We start from the raw sequence: 21,106 nt of genomic DNA on the forward strand, positions 1-21,106 counted from the left end.
ATGGGTGGAGCAGCGGCAGGAGCGGCGGCGGGCGCGGCGGCACGAGCGCGGCGACGGCTGATCTCGCATTTCATGGAGGCCGACGCGGTTTCGGCCGACAAGGCGATCGGCTACGCGCCCGAACGCGGGATGGAGCGGCGGTTGCTCGAACGGCTGATCGACCAGGGTGTGCTGCATGTCGGCAAGGCCGGCACCTATTGGCTCGACATTCCCGTGTACGACAAATGGAACCGCAAGCGCCGTCGGCGTGCGGGGATCATGGTCGGCACCGCCGTCGCGATCGGCGCGGCGCTGAGTCTGTTCGCGAGCTGATGCCCAACCGGCTGCAACTGACCAGCACGTCCACCCCGGCGCCGCCACGGTTGCCGGCCGGCGCATTGCGCGTACGCGGGCGGATTGCCGAGGCGATGCTCGCGGCGCATGCGCTGGCGCCCGAAGATGCGATTGAATTCGCGCCCGACCCTCGCGACGGCGCGGAGTTTGCGAAGCTGCGCGCCGCCGGTATCGTCCGCGAAGTGCCGGGCGGCCGCTATTGGTTCGACCTTGTCGCCTACCACCTACGCGAACAAGCGCGCAGCCGCGTCGCGGTGATGTGGACGCTCGGGCTGGCCGTCATGATCGCGGCGGTCGCCGTCCTGTTCTACCGCGGCTAACCTGCCCGGAACGTCAGCCCCGCTTTCGCCGTCAGCCGATCGCGCAACGCGTCGCCCATCAGCGCGCCGGGCGTCCAGATGCCGCCGTCGCCCTTGACGTCCTGTACCAGGCAGAGAGCGCTCTCCGCGATCATCTTGCTGGTCGAGCCATAGCCCGGGTCGCGATCGCCGGTGACCACGCATTCGATCCGCGCGCCATCGGGATATTCGCCGATGAAGATGATGTCGTAATGCCCCGCGTCGCGCTCATCCTTGGACGGGCCTTCGCCAGGTTTCGGACCTTTGTCGCCGGTGAGCGGATTGACCTTGGCGATCGCTTCCGCCGCCGCCTTCCCGATGTCGCCGAGCCCTGCGACCATCATCTCGTCATAGACGAAGTCGGCGCCGAACTGTTCGCCTAGCAGAAAGTTGGTGCGGTGGACGTTCTTGGTGTTGATCGGCGCCATGATGAACGGCGCGACCCACGCGCCGACCGCGGAATCGTATTCGGGGATGAGCCCGGTCGGCTGGTGCGGCCCCTTGAAGCCGGGCGTGAGCGCGAAGGGGCTCGTCAGCAGCGCGACGATCCGCGGGTCGCGCGCGGCGGCGGCGAGCGTTGCCTTCAGGCTCGCCGCGGTGCCGCCGGAGAAGCCGCCCTTCATCACGCGCACGCGGCCCTTGACACGCGGCGCGGGCTTACCGTGCTTGGCGGTGGCGCATTGCTGGAGCGTGAGCACCCCTAGATCGAACGGGATCGAATCGAATCCACAACTGAACACGATTCGCGCGCCGCTAGCCTTGGCCTGGTCGTGATGCGCGTCGATCATCTGCCGCATCCAGGCAGGCTCGCCGCACAAATCGACATACGCGGTGCCGGTCGCTGCGCATGCGGCCACCAGGTCGCTGCCGTAGAGTTGATACGGCCCGACCGTCGAGATGACGACGGTCGCGCGCTCGCACATCGCTTTCAGGCTGGCGGGATCGTCCGAATTGGCGTTGATCAGCGTGGTGTCGGCAGGTGCGCCGATCAGGTCGCGGACCTCCTCCAGCTTGGTCAGGGACCGTCCGGCCATCGCCCAGGTGACGCCGCTGGGATACGTCTCGACCAGATATTCGGCGACCAGCCGCCCGGTAAATCCGGTCGCGCCATAGACGATGATATCGAATTCGCGCGCCATGTCAGTTCTCCCCTCCCGCTTGCGGGAGGGGCCGGGGGTGGGCCTGTCCGGCAACGGTGTCGCAACACCATGCCCACCCCTAACCCCTCCCGCAAGCGGGAGGGGAATTTAGGCAGCCTCGCTGAACTGCAGCGCCGCCAGCCTAGCATATAATCCGCCGCGCGCATTCAGGCTGGCATGCGTGCCTTCCTCGACGATGCGGCCGTCGTCCATCACGATGATCCGCCCGGCCGCGCGCACGGTGGCGAGGCGGTGGGCGATGACGAGCGTGGTGCGCCCGTCCATCAGCCGTTCGAGTGCTTGCTGCACCAGCCGCTCGCTTTCGGCGTCGAGCGCGCTGGTCGCTTCGTCGAGTAGCAGGATCGGCGCGTCGCGAAGCAGCGCGCGCGCGATCGCGAGCCGCTGGCGTTGTCCACCCGACAGTCGCGCGCCGCCTTCGCCCATGAAGGTGTCCAGCCCGTCGGGCAGCTTGCGCAGGAATTCTGCGGCGTTGGCGGCTTCGGCGGCGGCCCAGATCGCGTCGTCGCTCGCGCCCCATTCGCCGTAGCGGACATTGTCGCGCGCGGTCGCGCCGAAGATCACTGTTTCCTGCGGCACCATCGCGATGCGGCGACGGATGTCGGCCGGGTCGGCGTCGGGCAGGGCCACGCCGTCGATCGTGATCTGCCCGGCCTGCGGGTCGTAAAAGCGCTGGATCAACTGGAAGAGCGTCGATTTGCCGGCACCGGACGGCCCGACAACCGCCAGCGTCTCACCGGGCGCGATGTCGAGCGAGAAATCGTGCAAAGCAGAGACGTCGGGCCGCGTCGGGTAGCGGAACTCGACATGGTCGAAACGGATCGCGCCGCGGGCCGGTTCGGGCAGGACGACCGGAGTGGCGGGGGCGGCGATCTTGGGTTGTTCGGCGAGCAATTCGCTCAATCGCTCGGCCGCGCCGGCCGCGCGGAGCAGGTCACCATAGACTTCGGTCAGTGCCCCGAACGCCCCCGCGACGAGTACGCTGGTGGTAACGAACGCGAGCAAGGTGCCCGCCGAAATCGTCCCGACCGACACCGCGCCGAGCATCGTGCGCAGCAGCAGCGCTAGGCCCCCGAACAGCAATCCGATGACCAGCGACGTCATGACGGCACGTATTAGAATACGGCGCTTGGCCGCGACGAACCCATGATCGACCGCCAGCGCGAAACGATCGGATTCGCGTTGTTCCTGCGAGAAGGCCTGGACGACCTTCATCGCCGACAACGTCTCGACCGCCATCGCGCCGATATCGGCGATGCGGTCCTGGCTCGATCGCGACGTGGCGCGGACGCGGCGGCCGAGCAGGACGATCGGCAGCACGACGACCGGGATGCCGACCACCAGCAAGCCGGCGAGCGAGGAGTCGTAGTAGAACAGCAATCCCAGCCCGCCGATCCCGGTCAGCGCGTTGCGCAACGCGACCGACACGGTCGTGCCGACCGCCATTTCGATCTGCGCGGTGTCGGCGGTCAGGCGCGACGCGATTTCGGACGGGCGGTTCTCCTCGAACCAGCCCGGCTCGAGCCGTAACAGGTTCGCCTGCACCAGCACGCGCACGTCGGCGACGGTTCGTTCGCCCAGCCACGACACGAAATAGAAACGGATTGCGGTGGCGATCGCCAGTACCGCGACCAACACGAACAGCAGATTGAACGCATAGGCGTGTCCGATCCCCGCCTTGCCGTCGATCGCCATGCGCAGGACGTAGGTGAGGCTCAGCGTGGTCGCGGTCGTGGTCAGCAACGCCGCCAGCGCGATCGCCAGATGGCCGGGATATCGGCCTACCGCGCGCCACACCATGTTGAGACTGCTGAGCTTGCGGCCCGGCTTCGGCGCGTCGGAAATGGGGTCGGCCATAATCGTTACGCCCTAGTCCGCGTGTTGCGCCCCTGCAACGATCGATCCGCAAAGGCGTTGTGTGCATTGCAACACGCGCCTAAGTTAACCCAGGTAAACGGTTTCAGTGTATCGGGGGCAGATGCTTTACAACGCTTATGAAATGCAGCGGTCGATGCTGGCGGGCGCCAGCGCGCTGGCAAACTTCAGTGCCGAACTGTTGAGCAATCCCGCCAATCCGTTCGCCTATTTTGGCGGCGGGCCGGTGCTGGCGTCAGCGCTGGAGGTGTTCGCGCACGCGGCGGCACCGCGTGGTAAGCCTGAATTCGGGCTCGACCGTACGGTGATCGACGGCAAGGAAATCGACGTCACCGAGACGATCGTCCTGCGTAAGCCGTTCGGCCAGCTCAAGCGCTTCGTGCGACACGGCGTCGAAAATAGCCCGCGCCTGCTGATCGTCGCGCCGATGTCGGGTCACTATGCGACGCTGCTGCGCGGGACGGTCGAGCGGATGCTGCCCTTCGCCGACGTCTACATCATCGACTGGCGCGACGCGCGCTCGGTGCCGCTGTCCGACGGCAGCTTCGATCTCGACGATTATATCGATTACCTGATCGAGTTCATGGAGTTGATTGGCCCCGGCGCACACATGCTCGCGGTCTGTCAGCCCTCGGTCCCGGCTTATGCTGCCGCCTGCCTGATGAGTGCGGACAAGAATCCCTGCCGGCCTAGGACGCTAACGCTGATGGGCGGGCCGATCGACACGCGCGAGGCGCCGACGGCGGTCAACACGCTCGCGACCGAGCGGCCGTTCGCCTGGTTCGAACAGAATGTCATCGCGACCGTGCCGCTGAACTATCCCGGCGCGGGGCGGCGGGTCTATCCGGGCTTCCTGCAGCTGGCCGGCTTCATGACAATGAATCTGGGCAACCACATGGTTTCGCATTGGGAGATGTTCAAACATCTCGTCCAGGGCGAGGACATCGAGGCCGAGGCGACCAAGGATTTCTACGAGGAATATCGCTCGGTCTGCGACATGACCGCCGAATTCTATCTCCAGACGATCGAAGTCGTGTTCCAGAAGCACGCCTTGCCCAAGGGCGAGATGACGCATCGCGGGCGCAAGGTCGATCCGGGTGCGATCACCGATATCGGGTTGCTGGCGATCGAGGGCGAGCGCGACGATATTTCAGGGCTCGGCCAGACCAAGGCGGCGCTGACCATCGCCAAGAACCTGCCTGCCGCCGACAAGAAGTATTTCGCGGTGGACGCCGGCCATTACGGTATCTTCAACGGCAGCAAGTGGCGTACCAAGATCGCGCCCGTGCTGGAAAAGTGGATCGCCGCGCACGACGCGTGAAGGTGGTCAGCTACTCAATGCGGTCGTGATCGCCTGGTCGATATCCGGCCAGGCGTAGATCACCAGCTTCTGGCCGTTGAGGAGGAACGTCGGCGTACTGCTGACGCCGAGATCCTTGTTGGCCTGGCTCTCTCGGTCGCGTTGCTGCTGGATCGCGCTCGCGTTCGACAGGCACTTCGTGAGCTGAGTGCGGGTCAGGCCGTGCGTGGCGGCGAAGGCGGTGAAACCCCAGGCGTCGGCATAGGCGATGCGGTCCGCCGCCGTCGCGCTGGGATCGGCCGTGGGATTGGCCTCCGCCCACTTTTCGTACGCCGCCGCCAACGTCGCCTGGCCGTCATAGAAATCGTCGGAGAATTTGTTGAAGCGCGCCGGGCCGGCACAGCGCAGCAGCGCGTGGAGGATCGGGTCGGCGCTGTGCACCGCGAACGGATGGAATTCGAAATTCACGTCGCCCGTCGCGATCCGCGCGCGCAGACCCGCGATCGCCTCCTGATGAAACCGCTGGCAATACGGGCAACTGAGCGAGCCGTATTCGACCAGCTTTGCCTTCGCGGCGGGGTTGCCGACCAGGAAACCGCCGTCCGGCGTCACCATTACGCGTTTGGTCCAGTCCGCCTTCACGGGCGCCTTCCGCGCGGCTGGCGCTGCGACAGCATCGGCGGACGGGACGGCAACGGCCAGAACGGCAAGGGCGGCAAGCATCTTCATGCTGCCGCCCATGCCGCGTTCGCCGCCACGTGACAATCGGCGCGCGCCGGATCAGCCGCCGCTCGACTCCGCTGTGGTGCCGACCTTGGCGTGGCTGCCCGCATCGCCGGCCTTGATCTCGCCGCCGAACAGCATCTTGACCTTGCCGGCCAGCGACATGTCCGTTTCCCACATTTCTGCGTCATCAACGTCGAAGCGCAGCAGCGCGAGGTTGGGGTCGTCCTTGCCGCCCGGAAACCAGGCCTCGACCTGCTTGTTCCACAATTTGTCGATCATGCCGAAATCGTTGTCGATCCGGGTGGTGCCGGACAGGCATGCGAAGAAATCGTGCCCCTTCGACACGAACTGCGCCATCGCCTTGCCGCCGCCGGCGAGGCGGTTGTCCTTGCCGATGAAGAAGAAGATCGTATCGACCTGATCCTCGTCGAGCTGCGCGGTCAGCGGTTCGTGATGCCCGCCGCTGTCGAGCCCGATCATCACGAACGGGCTGTCGGCGAGGTTCTTCCAGAAATGCTGCTTGATTTCCTGCGTGTCGGCCATCGTGTGTCTCCTGTCGATCGACACATGTAACGATCGGACGCCGCAGGGTTTCCCAAGCCCGCCTTACTCCGGCTTCTGACAGACGAATTCGACGAGGCGGCCGTCGGGGTCGCGCAGATAGCCCGCATAGTAATTGGGGTGGATATGCGGCGCGAGCGCGGGCGCGCGGTCGAGCGTGAAGCCGGCGTCCTGCGCGTCGGCATAGATGCGGTCCACCGATGCGCGGTCGGGTGCGGCGAAGGCGAAATGGACGTGCTGGCCGGGCGATCCCTCGGCGACGAAAAAGTCGAGATCGCTGCCGTTGCCGAAGCCGTTGGTATGGCTGTTCACCTGCTGGGTGTAGCCGAGGCCACGCAGCGCGCGCGTGTAGAACGCGACCATCGCGGGAACGTTGTCGCTATAGACTTCGAGGTGATCGATCATGGTCGGTTATTCCTTTGTAGGTGGCGGAAGGGGGGGCCTCGGTAAGGATGACGAGCGCCGGCCCGCCCACCGACGCGGCGCGCCACGCGGCGTAACCGGCGGCACCGGACGGCGTGGTGGCGAGCGCGCGCGCAGCGAGGTCGGTGCAGGCGGCATCGGCCTGCGTGTCGGTGACCGTCACGTAGTCGACGTCGAGCACCGACAGAATTTTCTATGCGATGTGCGACGGTACCGGACAGTCCAGGCGCTGCATCGTGGACGGCGGTCCGGTGACGGTCATCGGCCGCCCGGCCGCATTGCTCGCCGCCAGGCACGGCGTGGCGGCGGCTTCGACGACGGTTATCCGCGGCTGGACGGGCCAGTGCGCGCGGACGTGGTGAGCGATCGCCGCCGCGAGCCCGCCGACTCCGGCCTGCAGGAATACGTGCGCGGGCCATGTCGCCGTTCGCTCGCAAGCATCGGATATCTCTTCGGCGAGGAGTTGGTAGCCGGCCATGACCATCGATGGAGCAGCGGCGTCGGGCGATGGATCGCCATCGGGCAGCCAGATCGCGCCCGTCGTCTCGGCTGCCCATCGCGCTTCGGTGCAGGCGACGTCGTAGTCGCCGGACGACCAGCGGACTTCCCCGCCGAGGTCCGCGATGCGTTCGGCGAACGAAACCGGGGTACCGGCAGGCAGATAGATGCAAGCGTGTGCGCCGATCCGTGCCGCGCCGGCCGCAACGCCGATGCCGTGATTGCCGGCGCTCGCGCAGACGATCCGCGCGCCGGACCTTGCGAGACGCGTGACGGCATAGAGGCCGCCAAGCGGCTTGAACGAGCCAAGGCCGAAACGCGCGCGCTCGTCCTTGATCATCACGCCGCGGCCGTCGATCACCTGCCGCCGCAACGACGTAGGCCGATAGCCCGGCACAGCCGTCAGTACGGCGCGAACATCGGCCAGGTCGGGATGGAAGCCAGGATGGACGTCCGCGCGAAGCATCCCGGCAGTGTAGCGCGGTAGCATGATGCGAGTGCTGGCATGGCTTGCGAAAAGTTGATCTGATACGATCATGAAGATCGGGAATTTTGGAACATCTCGCTCATGGCCCTGACATTTGACGCCGCCGACCTCGGGATCCTACGGCTCTTGCAACAGGACGGGGACACGTCGCTCCAGGACGTCGCCGATAGCTGCGAGCTGTCGGTGCCAACGGTACAGCGGCGCCTGCGGCGGCTGCGCGATGCCGGTGCCATCGTTGGGAAGGTGGTCGTACTGGGTCAGGAAGCGCTCGGCTTCGCGATGACGTTCGTGGTCATGGTCGAGCTAGAGCGGGAACGGCTCGATCAGCTCGACGCTTTCCGTCGGCGAGTGCTGTGCGAGCCCCACGTGCAGCAAAGCTATTACATCACCGGCGAAGCGGACTTCGCGCTGATTTGCGTAGCGCGGGACCTCGCCGAGTTCGAAGCGCTCACGCAGCGATTGTTCTTCGCCGACGACAATGTGCGGCGCTTTCGGACGTCGGTCGTTCTCAGTCGCGTCAAAACGGGCCAGGCTCTGCCGATCGACTGATCGCCGGCGCTTGTCAATTGTTGTCGATCAGCCGCTGCAATCGACCCGCCACGCGCCGTGCCGGCCTGGCGACGAACTGCCCCGCATGCCGCCGGACCTGCATGCGAGCGCGGCGCGCGGCAGGCATGTCGGCGGCGGCGATCAAATGATCCAGTCCGTCGCGCGTGAGTGTCGTGCGCTCCAATTCGCCATCAAGGTTACGCAAGGCGCCGACCTGGTGCACCTGGTCGTACCAGCTTCCCTCGGTCGCGGGGAATTCGGTCACGCGGATGTCGTTCAGCGCGAGATAGAATGAGATCCATAAATCGTCGTGATAGACGAAGCGCGTGCCCGCGACGCAGCGATCGAAGAACGCTCGAGCGCCGTCGAGCTGCGGCGTCCACAAGGCGAAACCGTCGCACCCCTGGCCGATCGTCAGGCCGTTGCAGCGGTAAGTCCAGCCGCTCAGCGCGCCCTCGGGCCGTTCGGCCTGTGCAGCGGCGAAGCGCGCGACGAAATCGCGGCGATACCGCACGTCGTCGTCCGCAAGGATGAGGACGCTGGGCTCGTCGATCGTCGCGAGCGCGCCGAGCAACTTCGATCCCGGCCCGCAGTCACGCGGCGGCCGGATGATCTCCACCAGACCACCATGCCAGTCGCGGTCGGTCAGGAAATCCGGGACACGATACCCCTCCGCTTCGCGCAGCAAGGCGTCGGGCAGCGTGAGCACGATGCGGTCGGGCCGGCGATCGCCGCCGAGCAAGGATTCGAGGCACGGCCGGATCAGCCCGATCCGGCTCGGCAGCGTCGTGATTCCCACGACGACTGGCGCCTTGTTCCCGCTAGCCGACCCCCCGACTATAGGCTCCCCCTTACAGGACCTCGAACAGCCCCGCTGCACCCATACCACCGCCGACGCACATCGTCACGACGACGTATTTCGCCCCGCGACGCTTGCCCTCGATCAGCGCATGGCCGGTGCAGCGCGCGCCGGTCATGCCATAGGGGTGACCGATCGAGATCGACCCGCCATTGACGTTGAGCAGCTCGTCCGGAATGCCGAGTTTGTCGCGGCAATAGAGCACCTGCACCGCGAACGCCTCGTTGAGCTCCCACAGACCGATATCATCCATCTTCAGGCCGTTGCGCTCGAGCAGCTTCGGGATCGCGAAGACCGGGCCGATGCCCATCTCGTCGGGCTCGGTACCCGCGACCGCCATGCCGACATAGCGGCCGAGCGGCGTCAGGCCGCGCTTCGACGCGAGCGATTCCTCCATCAGCACGCTCGCCGACGAGCCGTCCGACAGCTGCGACGCGTTGCCGGCGGTGATCGTGAAGTCCGGTCCCAGCACCGGCTGTAGCCCGCGCAGGCCCTCGATCGAGGTTTCGGGGCGGTTGCCCTCGTCCTTGGTCACCTCGACCTCGTGGTGGGTGACCTCCTTGGTCTCCTTGTTGGTCATCGCCATCACGGCTTTGACCGGCACGATCTCGTCGTCGAACTTGCCCGCCTGCTGTGCGGCGGCGGTGCGCTGCTGCGACTGGAGCGAATATTGGTCCATCGCCTCGCGGTCGATGTTGTAGCGCTTGGCCACGACCTCGGCGGTCTGCAACATCGGCATGTACACGTCCTTGTGCATGGCCAGCAATTCGTCGTCGCGGCCGACGCGCATCTGCGGGGTCTGCACCATCGAGATCGATTCGACGCCCCCGCCGATCGCGACATCCATGTTGTCGACGATGATCTCCTTGGCCGCGGTGGCGATCGCCATCAGGCCCGACGCGCACTGGCGATCGAGCGACATGCCGGAGACGGTGACGGGAAGGCCGGCGCGGAGCAACGCGAGGCGGGCGATGTTGCCGGCCTGGACGCCCTGCTGGAGCGCAGCGCCAAACACGACGTCCTGCACCTCGGCCGGGTCGATCTTGGCGCGCTCGACGGCGGCCTTGATCGAATGGCCGGCGAGCGTCGGCGACGGCGTGTTGTTGAACCCGCCGCGATAGGCGCGGCCGATGGGAGTGCGGGCGGTGGAAACGATGACGGCGGAGCGCATGTTGATCCTTTCGTCGTCCCGGCGGAGGCCGGGACCGCTGAGTTAGAGAGCGCTGCCGGTGTCGCTAGAGCCACCCGGCGGCCCGGCCTCCGCCGGGGCGACGCGTTACGTCAAACGAAAATCTGGCTGATCCATTCGGCGATCAGGGCCGGCTTGTCCCTGCCCTCGATCTCGACGGTGAATTCGTTGGTCTGCTGCCACTGGCCCGGACGCTTTTCGACCAGTTCGAGCAGCTTGAAGCGGCCGCGCACGCGGCTGCCCGAGGGTACGGGCGTCAGGAAGCGGGTTTTGTTGCCGCCGTAATTGACGCCCATCTTCACGCCTTCGATATTCGGCGCGTCGGACACTTTCGACGACAGCAACGGCATCAGCGACAGCGTCAGGAAACCGTGCGCGATCGTCCCGCCGAACGGGGTCATCTTGGCCATTTCGGGATTCACGTGGATGAACTGATGGTCGCCGGTCGCGTCGGCGAACTTGTTGATCATCTCCTGCGTGACCTCGACCCAGTCGGAGACGTTCTCGCTGCCGATCTGCGTCGCGCGTTCCTGGATGGTGATGGTGTTCGCCACGACATTCCCCTTCGACCCGTTTCGGCGCTAAGGCCGTCGGCATCCCTGTGGCGCGCCCGCGCGTGCGGCGCAAGCCCGACGAAACCGAGATTTTGAAAATGACCGCTGACGCTACGTCTTCCGCCCGCAACGCCATGGCCGCACAGTATCGTGCGCCCGAACCCGATATTCTAAAGCCGCTTTTGACGCGCGCTGCACTCACGCCCGACTCGCGCGCCCGCGTGATGGGATATGCGTCCGGCCTGCTCGCGGACCTGCGCGCGGCGCAGAACAAGGGGTGGGTCAACCAGTTCCTGCAGGAATACCGGCTGAACTCGTCGGAAGGCGTGGCGCTGTTGTCGCTGGCCGAGGCATTCCTGCGCGTGCCGGACCCGGAGACCGCCGACCTGTTGATCGCCGACAAGCTCGGCGATGCCGATTGGCGCGCGCATACGGGGGAGAGCAATTCGAGCCTGGTCAACGTCGCGACGTGGGGCCTGGTGGTCGGCCGTGCGCTGGTCGGCGAAGGCGAGCGCGGTCCTTTGCGCCGCCTGATCTCCCGCGCTGGCGAGCCGTTCGTGCGCCAGGCGGTCGGCGCGGCGATGCGGATGATGGGTGAGATCTTCGTGATGGGGCGGACCATCGACGAAGCGATGTCGCGGATGCGGAAGGGCGAGAACAAAGGCTTTACCGCCAGCTTCGACATGCTCGGCGAAGCGGCGCGGACGATCGAGGACGCCGCGCGCTACTTCAACGCCTATACCGGCGCGATCGACGCGGTCGGGCGCGATCCCGCGGCCGGCCATTCGATTTCGGTCAAGCTGTCGGCGCTCCATCCGCGCTACGAGGTCGCGCAATACGACCGGTGCGTGCCTGCGCTGACCGAAATCCTCGAGGCGCTGGCGGTGCAGGCAGCCGGCAGGGGCATCGCGCTAACCGTCGATGCCGAGGAGTCGGAGCGGCTCGAGATGAGCCTCGACATCATCGGCGCGGTCGCGGCGCTGCCGAGCCTCAAGGGCTGGGACGGGTTCGGCATGGCCGTGCAGGCATACGGCAAGCGCGCGCGACCGGTGATCGAATGGGCGAACAACCTCGACCGGCTGATGAACGTGCGGCTGGTCAAGGGCGCCTATTGGGACAGCGAGATCAAGCGAACGCAGGTCGAGGGACTTTCGGATTACCCGCTGTTCACGCGCAAGGCGGCGACCGACGTGTCGTACCTGGCGGTGGCGCGCGACATGCTCGACGCGCAGAACATCCGGCCGGCCTTCGCCAGCCACAATGCGCTGACCGTCGCGACCTTGATGGAGTGGGCCGGCAACAGCCGCGACTTCGAGTTCCAGCGGCTCCACGGCATGGGCGACGGGCTCTACGAGCGACTGGTCCGCGAGCAAGGCTATCACTGCCGCATCTACGCGCCGGTCGGTGGCCATCGCGATCTGCTCGCGTATCTCGTGCGGCGGTTGCTGGAGAACGGGGCCAATTCGAGCTTCGTGCACCAGCTGGCCGACGAACGATTGAGCGAGGACGAGATCCTCGCCGATCCGGTCGAGAAGATCGCCGCGGTCGGCGGTGCGCGGCACCCGAGCATCCCGCTGCCGATCGATCTGTTCGGCGACCGCAAGAATTCGAGCGGGATCGATCTGAGCGATCGGGACGTGCTGGCGAAGACGGCGGAGACGGTCGCCAAGCTCCCGGCTATCCAACTCCCAGTCGCCGATGTCGCCGCCGCGATAGACCGCGCGCATGCCGCGTTCCCGACGTGGTCCGCCACGCCGGTGGAACAGCGTGCCGCCGCCCTCGAACGCCTCGCCGACAGTCTCGAAGCCAATCGCGACGAATTGATGGCGATCTGCGTGCAGGAGGCGTTCAAGACGATCCCCGACGCGATCGGCGAAGTGCGCGAGGCCGCCGATTTCTGCCGCTATTACGCGCAACAGGCGTGCGACGGATTACAGCCGATCGAACTCCCCGGACCGACCGGGGAGCGCAACACGCTCCATCTCGACGGCCGCGGCGTATGGGCGACGATCGCGCCGTGGAACTTCCCGCTCGCGATCTTCCTCGGCCAGACCGTCGCGGCGTTGGTCACCGGCAACACGGTCGTCGCCAAGCCGGCGCCGCAAACGCCGAAGATCGCCGCGCGCGCCGTCGAACTCGCCCACGAGGCGGGCATACCGGCCGACGCGTTGATCCTCGTCCCGGGCGGGCCGGAGGTCGGCGCCGCGTTGACGGACGACCCGCGCATCATGGGCGTCGCGTTCACCGGATCGACCGCCACTGCCAAGAAGATCGCGCGCAGCCTGCTCGCCGACGACGACCGCCCGATCGTCCCGCTGATCGCCGAGACCGGCGGGATCAACGCGATGATCGTCGATTCTGACCGCGCTGCCCGAACAGGTCGTGGCCGATGTCGTCACCTCGTCGTTCCGCTCGGCGGGCCAGCGTTGCTCGGCGCTGCGGCTCCTGCTGCTCCAGGAAGAGATCGCCGACGGTGTCATAGAGATGCTCAAGGGCGCCATGGACTTGCTCGTGCTCGGCGATCCCGCAAACCCGAAGACCGATGTCGGCCCGGTGATCGATCAGACCGCATACGACAAACTGATGACCTATCGCGCCGCGCCCAACGGCCAAGTGCTCAAGACGCTCGACGCACCCGAGCAGGGTCTCTTCGTACCGCCGACGCTGATCCGGCTCGACGCTATCGAGGACCTTAGCGCCGAATGGTTCGGCCCGATCCTCCACGTCGCGACGTGGCCAGCGGGCAAGTTGTCGGAGACGATCGCCCGGGTGAACGCCAAGGGCTACGGTCTGACCATGGGACTACACAGCCGCATCGCGCGCGCCGGCGACGTGGTCGAAGCGGAGGCGGCGGTCGGCAACCTCTACGTCAACCGCAGCATGATCGGCGCCGTGGTCGGCTCGCAACCGTTCGGCGGCGAGGGGCTATCGGGTACCGGCCCCAAGGCGGGCGGGCCGCATTACCTGTATCGCTTCGTCGCCGAACGCGCGGTGTCGGTCGATACGACCTCGGCGGGCGGCAACGCGACGTTGCTGTCGCTCGACGAGGGCGGGATTTAGCGGGTCCCGCCCGCCTCGCGGCGGTTACCGGGGAAGGTTGGGTTTGTCGCGAGCGGCATCGCTGAAGTTACGCGCATCCTCGCGGTCGCGCGCGTCGATCTTGGCCCATTCGCTCACCGTGTGGCAGATGCGCTTGCTGAACAGCGAACCCGTATTCTCCTGCTGGCGGCAGATCTTCTTTTCGGCAGCCGGTTTGGCATCGTCGGCCAGCGCCGCGGTGGGAAGCAACATCGCAACGGCAACGACAATCAAAACACGCATTGAACATTTCCCCAAGTGTCGGTGTGTTATTCTGTCAGATCACTGCGGCATGTTCAACGCTTTGTCGATGCCAGGTTGTGCCGGCACTAGACCGGCATACGCGGCACTATCTGCGGAACGCGCCGTTGTCGCTGCGATAGTCGTCGAACGCCTTCGCATTCTTGCGGTCGCGCTCGTCGATCTTTTCCCAATCGGCTTGGGTATTGCAGACTCGCTTGGTGAACAGCGAGCCGGTCTCGCTTAGATCGCGACAGATCTTCTTGTTGGGATCGACCGGCTTGGCGTCCTGGGCAAGGGTCGCGGTCGGAAACGACATCGCAACGGCAACGACGATCAAGATGCGCATCGAACATTCCCCCAATGGTCGGTGTGTTATCTTGTCAGATCACCGCCGCCCGATCAATACTTCGCCGCGCACGGCATTTCGTCTCCGCCCAAGCTTGACCACGGCATGATTTGACGGCCCATTGCCCAGCGGGATCGTTCGATTCGCCAGGGGGCTGGAAAGTATGAAGAAGATCGTCGCCGCGGGCGCGTTGTTGCTCGCTGCATCCGCCATTCCGGCGGGCGTCGTGCTGGCCGATCCGGTGCCGGCCGCCGCCACCGCGTCGCCAGCCGATCAGGCGGCGTTCGTGAAGACCCTGCACAAGCAGACCGGCGACGTCACGATTCCGACGGCGAACGCGGTGCTTCATCTCGGCAACAAATATTATTTCCTCGGCCCCGATGAGGCGAAGAAGGTGCTGGTCGATCTGTGGGGCAATCCGCCGAGTTCGGTCAGCGACGTGCTCGGGCTGGTGATGCCCGCCGACAAATCGGTGCTGGAAAACAGCTGGGGCGCGGTCATCACCTGGGACGATAGCGGCTACGTCACCGACGACGATGCCGACAGCGCGGACTACGACAAAATCATGGCCGACATGAAGGCGGGCGAGGGCGCGACCAACGAAGAGCGCCAGAAGGCCGGCTATCCCCTGATGCACATGGTCGGCTGGGCGCAGCCGCCGTCCTACGACAAGGCGACGCACTCTTTGGTCTGGGCGCGCGATTTCTCGATCGTCGGGGACAAGGCGGATTCGCTCAATTACGACGTCCGCATATTGGGCCGCAAAGGCGTGCTGAGCATGAACATGCTATGGGACATGCCGCATTTGGCCGAGGTGCGCACCGCCGCGCAGGATTTCGGCAAGGTTGCGACATTCGCCAGCGGATCGACCTATGCCGAGTACAATTCGAGCACCGACAAGGCGGCGGGTTACGGCTTGGCCGGGCTAGTCGGGCTCGGCGTCGGTGTGGCCGTCGCCAAGAAGGTCGGACTGCTCGCGCTGCTGCTGCCGTTCCTCAAATGGATCGCGGTCGGTGCGCTTGCGCTTTGGGGTGCGTTCAAGGGATTCGTCGGGCGCTTGTTCGGGCGTAAGAGCGATACGCTGGAAGGGTAGGGCTAGGCCCCGCCTTCCTGGTCTGCCGCCGATGTGTCGCCCGATGAGGGCGGCTTGGCGATCGTCTCGTTCGACTCCTTGATCTTCTTGGCGCGCTTGGGCTGCACCAGCCCGGCCTCTTCCGCTGTCAGCCCGACCTGGGTCGGGTAAGCGAGGCCGATGCCGTCCTCGTTAAAGCGCTGGACGATGGCGAGACCGACCGAGTGGCGGAGGTCGAACATGTCCTGCATCGTCGCGCTCGCCGAATCGAACTGTACTTCGAAGTCGTAGCTCTGTGCGCCGAACGCGACGAACCCGGCGCGGATGAACGTGCCCTCGTGATCTTCGACAATGTCTTTCAACAGATGCGGCAGCTGCTCCATCACGTCGACCGGCGTGGTCTGGACGACGCCCAACGTGAAGATGATGCGGCGGAACTCGCGTTGCGTGTTGTTGATGATCTCGTTGTCGAGCAGCTTCTTGTTACCGATGATCCGCGCTTCGCCAGCGGTGCCGCGGATGCGGGTGGAGCGCATCCCGATCCGCTCGACCGTGCCCGCCGATTTGTCGAACGTGATCGCGTCGCCCTTCTTGAATGGGCGGTCGAAGATGATCGCGATCGCCGCGAACAGGTCGGCGAAGATGCTTTGTGCGGCCAGGCCGATGGCGATGCCGCCGACGCCCAGACCGGCGATCAGACCGGTGACGTTGACGCCCAGATTGCCGAGCACCAGCACCAAAGCGATCGCGAACAGGGTGAAGCTGACCAGCACGCGGATCAGCCCCATCGCGTTGACCAGCGCCTCACCGTGATAGTCCTCCGCGGTCGTGCGGTGCTCGATCGCGCCGAGGATGATCTCGCGCGCCCAGATCGCGCCCTGGAACACCGCGGCGATGGTGAAGAGGAAATGGACCACCGAGACGACGCCGGCGGGTGCCTGCGCGAACTGTGCGAAGCTGACGACGATCTGCGCCGCCGCCATTGCGATGAAGAAGTTGCCGGTCTTGGACAGCGCGCGACCGAAGATCGTGCCCCAGCCGGTGTGCGTCGCGTCGCGCGCGCACAGCCGCTTGCCCAGGCCCTTCACGAAATGCAGCGCCACGAACAGGACGATGCCTGCGCCGACCGCGATCAGGATCTGCAGCCAGTGGGTCGCGAACCATCCGTAGGAGGCGTCGGCGAAGTCGCGGGCCTGCGCCTGCAGGTCGGTCTTGGGCGCAGCGGGCGCGGCCGCAGTCGTATTACTCATAAATCTCTCTTCAGGCTACCGTGCGGCGCGGCTTGGCACCACGCTGGAGGAACGCGATCAGTCCGCGTTCGTAACGATCGAGATAGCGTGTCGCACGCGGCAGCGCGAGTTTCTTCCGAAACGCTTCCTGTCCGGTCTTGGTCAGCTCGATCAGCGCGGGATGGACATAGGATTTGCGCGCGATGGCGGGGGTGTTGCCGAGCGCTTCGGTGACCGGCTCGAGCATCGTCTTCAGCCCGATATCATGGTCGGCGTCGGCCAGCGTCTCGAACGCGATGACGCTCGCGCCCCAAGTGCGAAAGTGCTTGGCGGTGAAATCGCAGCCGGTCGCCTCGCGGATATAGTCGTTGACGTCGGACGAGGTGACCGGATGCGTTTCGCCCTCCGCATCGACATATTGGAACAGCTGCTGGCCGGGCAGGTCCTGACATTGCTTGACGAAGCGCGCGAGGCTGCGGTCGGTGATCGCGAGTTCGCGCATCTTGCCCGATTTGGCGCGGTACTGGAGCTTGATCGTGCCGCCGCTGATCTTGGCGTGGCGATTGCGCAGCGTGGTCGCGCCGAAACTCTTGTTGGCCTTGGCGTAGCTTTCGTTACCGACGCGCAGATGGCCGATGTCGAGCAGCTTCACGATCGCCGCGACCGTCCGCTCCTTGCTGTGCCCGCGCTTGCGCATGTCGGCCGCGACCCGCGCGCGCAGTTTGGGCAGCGCGAGCCCGAATACCGAGCAGCGTTCGTACTTCTCGCCCTCCTGCTTGGCGCGGAAATCGGGATGGTAGCGATATTGCTTGCGGCCCTTATCGTCCCAGCCGACCGCCTGGATGTGGCCGTTCGGCTTCGGGCAATACCATGCGTCACTGTAGGCGGGCGGCAGGCCCACGCCGTTCAGCCGGTCGATCTCGTCGCGGTCGGTGATGCGTTTGCAGTCGGCGCCCCAATAGCCCCAGCCGTGCCGCACCTTCCGCCGCGTGATGCCGGGCTGGCTGTCGTCGCAATAGACTATCCGGGTCATGGGGCTCCGTTCGCTAGGCCTTTCGAAATGCGCGGCTCGCCGCTTCGTTCCGGAACGGGCGGGCGAGGCACGGGTTGGGGGAAGGTGAACTGAGGAGACTATCGATGGCCGACTTGAACAATGCCCGCGTGCTGATGATCGCGACCGATGGCTTCGAGAACGACGAACTGTTCAAACCGCGCCAGGCGCTGATCGATGCTGGCGCGACGGTCACGCTCGCGTCGATAACGACCGACCCGATCCAAGGCGAGAAGGGCGGGGAGAAGGCCGACACGATCACGCCCGATCTCGTGCTCGGCGACGTCGATACCGAGGAATTCGACGCGCTCGTCATCCCCGGCGGGGTCGGCAATCCCGACAAGATGCGGATGCAGGACCGCGCGGTGCAGATCGTCGAGGAGTTCATGGACGACGACAAGATCGTCGCCGCGATCTGTCACGGCCCGTGGCTGCTGGTCGAGGCCGACGTGGTCGACGAGCGCAGGGTGACGAGCTGGCCGTCGATCCGCACGGATCTGGAAAATGCCGGTGCCAATGTGGTCGATGAGGAGGTCGTGGTCGACGGCAAGCTGATCACCAGTCGCAAGCCCGACGACATTCCCGCGTTCAATCAGGCGATCATCGCCGCGCTGACGGAAGAGCTAGCCGACGCGTAGTGCGCGCGTGCGTCGGCGCGGAAGGGTGAAGCCGTTCACCCACTTCTGCGCCGGCCGCTCGACCAAGTGATAGAGCGCGACCGAACAGGCGAGGACCATCGCGAGGTAGAGCGCCACCAGCATCGGCGGGACCGCATGCGCGTCGTCAACGAAGGCGAGCTTGAACACCACGAACAGCATGAAGTGCGACAGGTAGGTCGCATAGCTGACCTCGCCGAGATAGTGCAGCGGTGCGGCGTCGAGCGGGTTGCCGCGCAGGCCCGAGGTCAGGGCGAGGCCGAGCAACAGACTGGCAAACGCGAAAGGAATGGCGAGCGTTTCAGGCACGCCGATCGCCCAGCCGGCGAACGCGGCTGCGCTGACACCGAACGCCAGCAGAGCGGGCAGGCGCGGTGCGGACTTCCACCGCAGCCATAAAGCGCAGATCGCGCTGCCCGCGGCGAATTCGGTCAGACAGCGGACCAGCCCGAACCGCGCAATGTCGTGCCCGAGCGTCGGCTGGCTGCTCATCGCCGCCGCCAAGATGACAAGGAACGCCGCCGCCGCACTCGCGACAAGCCAGCTCGGCAAGGTCCGCCAATCGACCGCGCGGACGAGCAGCGGGAAGGCGAGATACGCCGCCAGTTCGCAACTGATCGACCACGCCGGGTCGTTCCACGCCAACCTGTCGGTGAAGCCCCAATTCTGCAGCAGGACGACGTGCAGCGGCAGTTCGCCGAACGGGAACTCGGCCGGATCGTGACGTCCCATCGCCGCCAGTAGCACCGCCAGCGCGACCGCGCCGCCGAGTACGACCAGGTGAAGCGGCCAGATCCGCGCGACGCGTTTCTGCAGGAACCGCGACGCCTCGCGCCAGCCGCCCTCGCGCAGGCGTGAGCCCCAGCTCAGCCAGATAACGAATCCCGACAGCAGGAAGAAGAAATCGACAGCCAGATAACCCTTGGCGAAAAACTGCACCCACGCCGGGGGCAGGCCCGCGATCGACAGGCGGATGTGATAGAGCACGACCATCCACGCCGCGATACCGCGGACGCTGGTCAGCGCGCGGAGCTCGCGGTTGTCCGTCATGCCAGCGCGGGCTGCGGATCGGTGGGCTTGGGCCGCTTGATCATCGGCGCGAACGAGATCTCCGCCCGCTTGCGTTTCAGGTACGTATCGAGCCCGATCTGCGCGCCGATCAGCATGAACATGAACGGCTGGAACGCGATCGCGATGAAACACGCGCCGAGCATATAGAGCAATTGTCCGGCCTGGAGCGCACTGGCGAGCGGGGCAATCCACGCGTCGTCGCCCTCGGCCTTCTTGTAGCGCTGGCGGATCACTTCCATGCGGAACAGCCCGCCCAGGCAGATCAACCCCCATAGGATGATCCCCGGCCAGCCCTGTTCGCCGAGCATCTCGAAATAGGCCGAATGATAGGCGCGGGCATGGTCGGTGGTTAGCGTGCTGTCGAGCTTGGCATTGTCCTTGGTCCCGTCCGCCTTCACGATGTCGTAGCGGATCTGGTTCTGGCGATACATTTCGAACCCGCCACCCAGCGGATGCTGCTGGACGTACTCCCAGGTCCATTTCCACACCGCGACGCGGGTCGCGGCGGATTCGTCCTGCTGGTAGGTCTTGATCGTCGACATGCGGTCGGTGAACGACGTCGGGAGGAAGGGTATCGCCGCGAGCCCGAGCGCGCCGATCATGCCGAGGTACAGTACCTTGCGCTTCGAATCGCGCAGCTTGAGCAAGGCGAGCAGGCCGATGCACAGCAGGCCGGTGCGGGTCGACGTGCCGATCGGAATGAGCAGGCAGGCGAAGACGAGCGCCGCGACGAACAGTTTAACCTTCCAGTCGCGCTTGAAGATCGTGCCGTATTTGCCCAGCCACAGGATCGTCGGGATGATCGCGATCGCGACGGTCGAAATGGTCGAGCCTTCGTAGAGGCCCGAATTGTTGGTCACCATCAGGTCGAGCGAGCCGTAGCCACCACCGCCTGCCGCGGTCTTGATCCCGCCGACGATGATGATCGACGCCGCCGACAGGCACATGAAGGTCAGCAGGGATTCGATCCTGAGCCGCGTGCGCAGCGTCAGCGGCAGGAAAGCAGCGAAGGCCAGCGCCTTCCACACCCAATCCCACTTATCGAGCGCGTCGGCGGGGAAATCCGCCTTCATCGTCGTGACCGCGCACCAGGCGAGCAGCAGCAGGATCAGCAACTGGCGCGGCGCGACGCGGCTGTCCTCCTTGCGGTCGACCAGCATCCACGATCCGACCGCCAGCGCCACCGCGATCAGTGAGATCGGCACCGAATTGAGCAAGGTGTAGGTCAGCCGCTGCGGCGAGACGATGTCGATATAGACATACACCAGAATGAACATGAACGGCCGGCGCAGCGCGAGCCCCATCAGCGCGGCAAGGAAACCGACGAAGGCGAGATCGTGGATCATTGGCGCTTTAGCGGCTTCTTCGGCGGCTCGGGCCGCTCGTCGTCGAGCTCGCGGCGCGTCAGCAGCACCCATGCCGCGAGCAGCATCAGTCCATGGCTTACGGCCAGCGCGAAATTGTCGATCATCCTCGCCGTCCTCAAACCGTTCGTGCTGAGCCTGTCGAAG

The 21,106-nt window shown here is 65.7% G+C and carries 23 protein-coding genes and 1 pseudogene; 7 read left to right on the forward strand and 17 right to left on the reverse strand.

Annotated elements, in window-relative coordinates:
- Window positions 1-312, forward strand: a complete 312-nt coding sequence (locus tag FPZ24_RS02790) for a hypothetical protein (RefSeq protein WP_146569613.1) — start codon at window positions 1-3, stop codon at window positions 310-312.
- Window positions 312-653, forward strand: a complete 342-nt coding sequence (locus FPZ24_RS02795) for a hypothetical protein (protein ID WP_146569614.1) — start codon at window positions 312-314, stop codon at window positions 651-653. Before FPZ24_RS02790 ends, FPZ24_RS02795 begins: the two co-directional genes overlap by 1 nt.
- Here FPZ24_RS02795 and FPZ24_RS02800 read toward each other — a convergent pair.
- Together FPZ24_RS02800 and FPZ24_RS02810 are read right to left on the reverse strand one after the other, a co-directional pair.
- Complete coding sequence (locus FPZ24_RS02800) at window positions 650-1,810, reverse strand: saccharopine dehydrogenase family protein (protein ID WP_146569615.1); 1,161 nt, start codon at window positions 1,808-1,810, stop codon at window positions 650-652. The genes FPZ24_RS02795 and FPZ24_RS02800 overlap by 4 nt on opposite strands.
- A gap of 108 nt (window positions 1,811-1,918) precedes the next feature.
- On the reverse strand, window positions 1,919-3,685 hold the full coding sequence (locus tag FPZ24_RS02810) for an ATP-binding cassette domain-containing protein (RefSeq protein WP_146569616.1): 1,767 nt from the start codon (window positions 3,683-3,685) through the stop codon (window positions 1,919-1,921).
- Between the two features lie 121 nt (window positions 3,686-3,806).
- Between FPZ24_RS02810 and FPZ24_RS02815 the strand changes: the two genes are divergently transcribed.
- Window positions 3,807-5,024, forward strand: coding sequence for a polyhydroxyalkanoate depolymerase (locus tag FPZ24_RS02815; RefSeq protein WP_146569617.1), 1,218 nt, complete (start codon window positions 3,807-3,809; stop codon window positions 5,022-5,024).
- Between the two features lie 6 nt (window positions 5,025-5,030).
- On the opposite strand, the gene FPZ24_RS02820 is transcribed toward FPZ24_RS02815, so the two are convergent.
- The 5 genes from FPZ24_RS02820 to FPZ24_RS02840 all read right to left on the reverse strand — a co-directional run bounded on the left by FPZ24_RS02820 (window position 5,031) and on the right by FPZ24_RS02840 (window position 7,701).
- Entirely contained in the window at window positions 5,031-5,732 is a 702-nt protein-coding gene (locus tag FPZ24_RS02820) for a DsbA family protein (protein ID WP_186729005.1), read from the reverse strand.
- A 51-nt stretch (window positions 5,733-5,783) separates the two neighbouring features.
- Complete coding sequence (locus FPZ24_RS02825) at window positions 5,784-6,272, reverse strand: pyridoxamine 5'-phosphate oxidase family protein (RefSeq protein WP_146569619.1); 489 nt, start codon at window positions 6,270-6,272, stop codon at window positions 5,784-5,786.
- Window positions 6,273-6,335: 63 nt separating this feature from the next.
- Window positions 6,336-6,695 carry a VOC family protein gene (locus FPZ24_RS02830; protein WP_146569620.1) on the reverse strand — a complete coding sequence of 120 codons (360 nt, stop codon included), beginning with the start codon at window positions 6,693-6,695 and terminating at the stop codon, window positions 6,336-6,338.
- Window positions 6,670-6,894 carry a hypothetical protein gene (locus tag FPZ24_RS02835; protein ID WP_146569621.1) on the reverse strand — a complete coding sequence of 75 codons (225 nt, stop codon included), beginning with the start codon at window positions 6,892-6,894 and terminating at the stop codon, window positions 6,670-6,672. The genes FPZ24_RS02830 and FPZ24_RS02835 overlap by 26 nt, the downstream gene beginning before the upstream one ends.
- A gap of 12 nt (window positions 6,895-6,906) precedes the next feature.
- On the reverse strand, window positions 6,907-7,701 hold the full coding sequence (locus tag FPZ24_RS02840) for a pyridoxal-phosphate dependent enzyme (RefSeq protein WP_186729007.1): 795 nt from the start codon (window positions 7,699-7,701) through the stop codon (window positions 6,907-6,909).
- Between the two features lie 78 nt (window positions 7,702-7,779).
- Here FPZ24_RS02840 and FPZ24_RS02845 point away from each other — a divergent pair, with 78 nt between their 5' ends.
- Window positions 7,780-8,247, forward strand: a complete 468-nt coding sequence (locus FPZ24_RS02845) for an Lrp/AsnC family transcriptional regulator (RefSeq protein WP_146569623.1) — start codon at window positions 7,780-7,782, stop codon at window positions 8,245-8,247.
- A 13-nt stretch (window positions 8,248-8,260) separates the two neighbouring features.
- On the opposite strand, the gene FPZ24_RS02850 is transcribed toward FPZ24_RS02845, so the two are convergent.
- The 3 genes from FPZ24_RS02850 to FPZ24_RS02860 form a co-directional block, all read right to left on the reverse strand.
- Window positions 8,261-9,046 carry a hypothetical protein gene (locus tag FPZ24_RS02850; protein ID WP_146569624.1) on the reverse strand — a complete coding sequence of 262 codons (786 nt, stop codon included), beginning with the start codon at window positions 9,044-9,046 and terminating at the stop codon, window positions 8,261-8,263.
- A gap of 52 nt (window positions 9,047-9,098) precedes the next feature.
- The gene (locus FPZ24_RS02855; RefSeq protein WP_146569625.1) at window positions 9,099-10,277 is read right to left on the reverse strand and encodes an acetyl-CoA C-acyltransferase; all 1,179 of its coding nucleotides are present in this window, start codon (window positions 10,275-10,277) and stop codon (window positions 9,099-9,101) included.
- A 110-nt stretch (window positions 10,278-10,387) separates the two neighbouring features.
- Window positions 10,388-10,765: a MaoC family dehydratase gene (locus FPZ24_RS02860; RefSeq protein WP_240047676.1), complete on the reverse strand. Its 378-nt coding sequence runs from the start codon at window positions 10,763-10,765 to the stop codon at window positions 10,388-10,390.
- 218 nt (window positions 10,766-10,983) lie between these two features.
- Here FPZ24_RS02860 and FPZ24_RS02865 point away from each other — a divergent pair.
- Window positions 10,984-13,909 (forward strand): annotated as a pseudogene (locus tag FPZ24_RS02865) (L-glutamate gamma-semialdehyde dehydrogenase).
- A 24-nt stretch (window positions 13,910-13,933) separates the two neighbouring features.
- On the opposite strand, the gene FPZ24_RS02870 reads toward FPZ24_RS02865, so the two are convergent.
- Both FPZ24_RS02870 and FPZ24_RS02875 read right to left on the reverse strand, forming a co-directional pair.
- The gene (locus FPZ24_RS02870) at window positions 13,934-14,170 is read right to left on the reverse strand and encodes a hypothetical protein (RefSeq protein ID WP_146569627.1); all 237 of its coding nucleotides are present in this window, start codon (window positions 14,168-14,170) and stop codon (window positions 13,934-13,936) included.
- Between the two features lie 106 nt (window positions 14,171-14,276).
- Complete coding sequence (locus FPZ24_RS02875) at window positions 14,277-14,516, reverse strand: hypothetical protein (RefSeq protein ID WP_146569628.1); 240 nt, start codon at window positions 14,514-14,516, stop codon at window positions 14,277-14,279.
- 163 nt (window positions 14,517-14,679) lie between these two features.
- On the opposite strand from FPZ24_RS02875, the gene FPZ24_RS02880 reads away from it, so the two are divergent.
- A complete protein-coding gene (locus tag FPZ24_RS02880) occupies window positions 14,680-15,609 on the forward strand; it encodes a DUF2167 domain-containing protein (RefSeq protein WP_146569629.1) in 930 nt (309 codons plus the stop codon).
- Window positions 15,610-15,611: 2 nt separating this feature from the next.
- Here the strand turns inward: FPZ24_RS02880 and FPZ24_RS02885 are convergent, their stop codons facing one another.
- Together FPZ24_RS02885 and FPZ24_RS02890 are read right to left on the reverse strand one after the other, a co-directional pair.
- Complete coding sequence (locus FPZ24_RS02885; RefSeq protein ID WP_146569630.1) at window positions 15,612-16,838, reverse strand: mechanosensitive ion channel family protein; 1,227 nt, start codon at window positions 16,836-16,838, stop codon at window positions 15,612-15,614.
- Between the two features lie 10 nt (window positions 16,839-16,848).
- Window positions 16,849-17,850 carry a DNA topoisomerase IB gene (locus FPZ24_RS02890; protein WP_146569631.1) on the reverse strand — a complete coding sequence of 334 codons (1,002 nt, stop codon included), beginning with the start codon at window positions 17,848-17,850 and terminating at the stop codon, window positions 16,849-16,851.
- A 104-nt stretch (window positions 17,851-17,954) separates the two neighbouring features.
- On the opposite strand from FPZ24_RS02890, the gene FPZ24_RS02895 reads away from it, so the two are divergent.
- On the forward strand, window positions 17,955-18,506 hold the full coding sequence (locus FPZ24_RS02895) for a type 1 glutamine amidotransferase domain-containing protein (protein ID WP_146569632.1): 552 nt from the start codon (window positions 17,955-17,957) through the stop codon (window positions 18,504-18,506).
- Here FPZ24_RS02895 and FPZ24_RS02900 read toward each other — a convergent pair.
- The 3 genes from FPZ24_RS02900 to FPZ24_RS17720 are packed head-to-tail and all read right to left on the reverse strand — an operon-like array spanning window position 18,492 to window position 21,066.
- Window positions 18,492-19,574: an acyltransferase family protein gene (locus FPZ24_RS02900; RefSeq protein ID WP_146569633.1), complete on the reverse strand. Its 1,083-nt coding sequence runs from the start codon at window positions 19,572-19,574 to the stop codon at window positions 18,492-18,494. The two genes, FPZ24_RS02895 and FPZ24_RS02900, sit on opposite strands and share 15 nt — an antisense overlap.
- A complete protein-coding gene (locus FPZ24_RS02905; RefSeq protein WP_146574119.1) occupies window positions 19,571-20,938 on the reverse strand; it encodes a putative O-glycosylation ligase, exosortase A system-associated in 1,368 nt (455 codons plus the stop codon). Before FPZ24_RS02905 ends, FPZ24_RS02900 begins: the two co-directional genes overlap by 4 nt.
- A complete protein-coding gene (locus tag FPZ24_RS17720) occupies window positions 20,938-21,066 on the reverse strand; it encodes a hypothetical protein (RefSeq protein ID WP_275669354.1) in 129 nt (42 codons plus the stop codon). The genes FPZ24_RS02905 and FPZ24_RS17720 overlap by 1 nt, the downstream gene beginning before the upstream one ends.
- Window positions 21,067-21,106: the final 40 nt, after the last annotated feature.

Source organism: Sphingomonas panacisoli, from assembly GCF_007859635.1.
Lineage (GTDB): Bacteria > Pseudomonadota > Alphaproteobacteria > Sphingomonadales > Sphingomonadaceae > Sphingomonas > Sphingomonas panacisoli.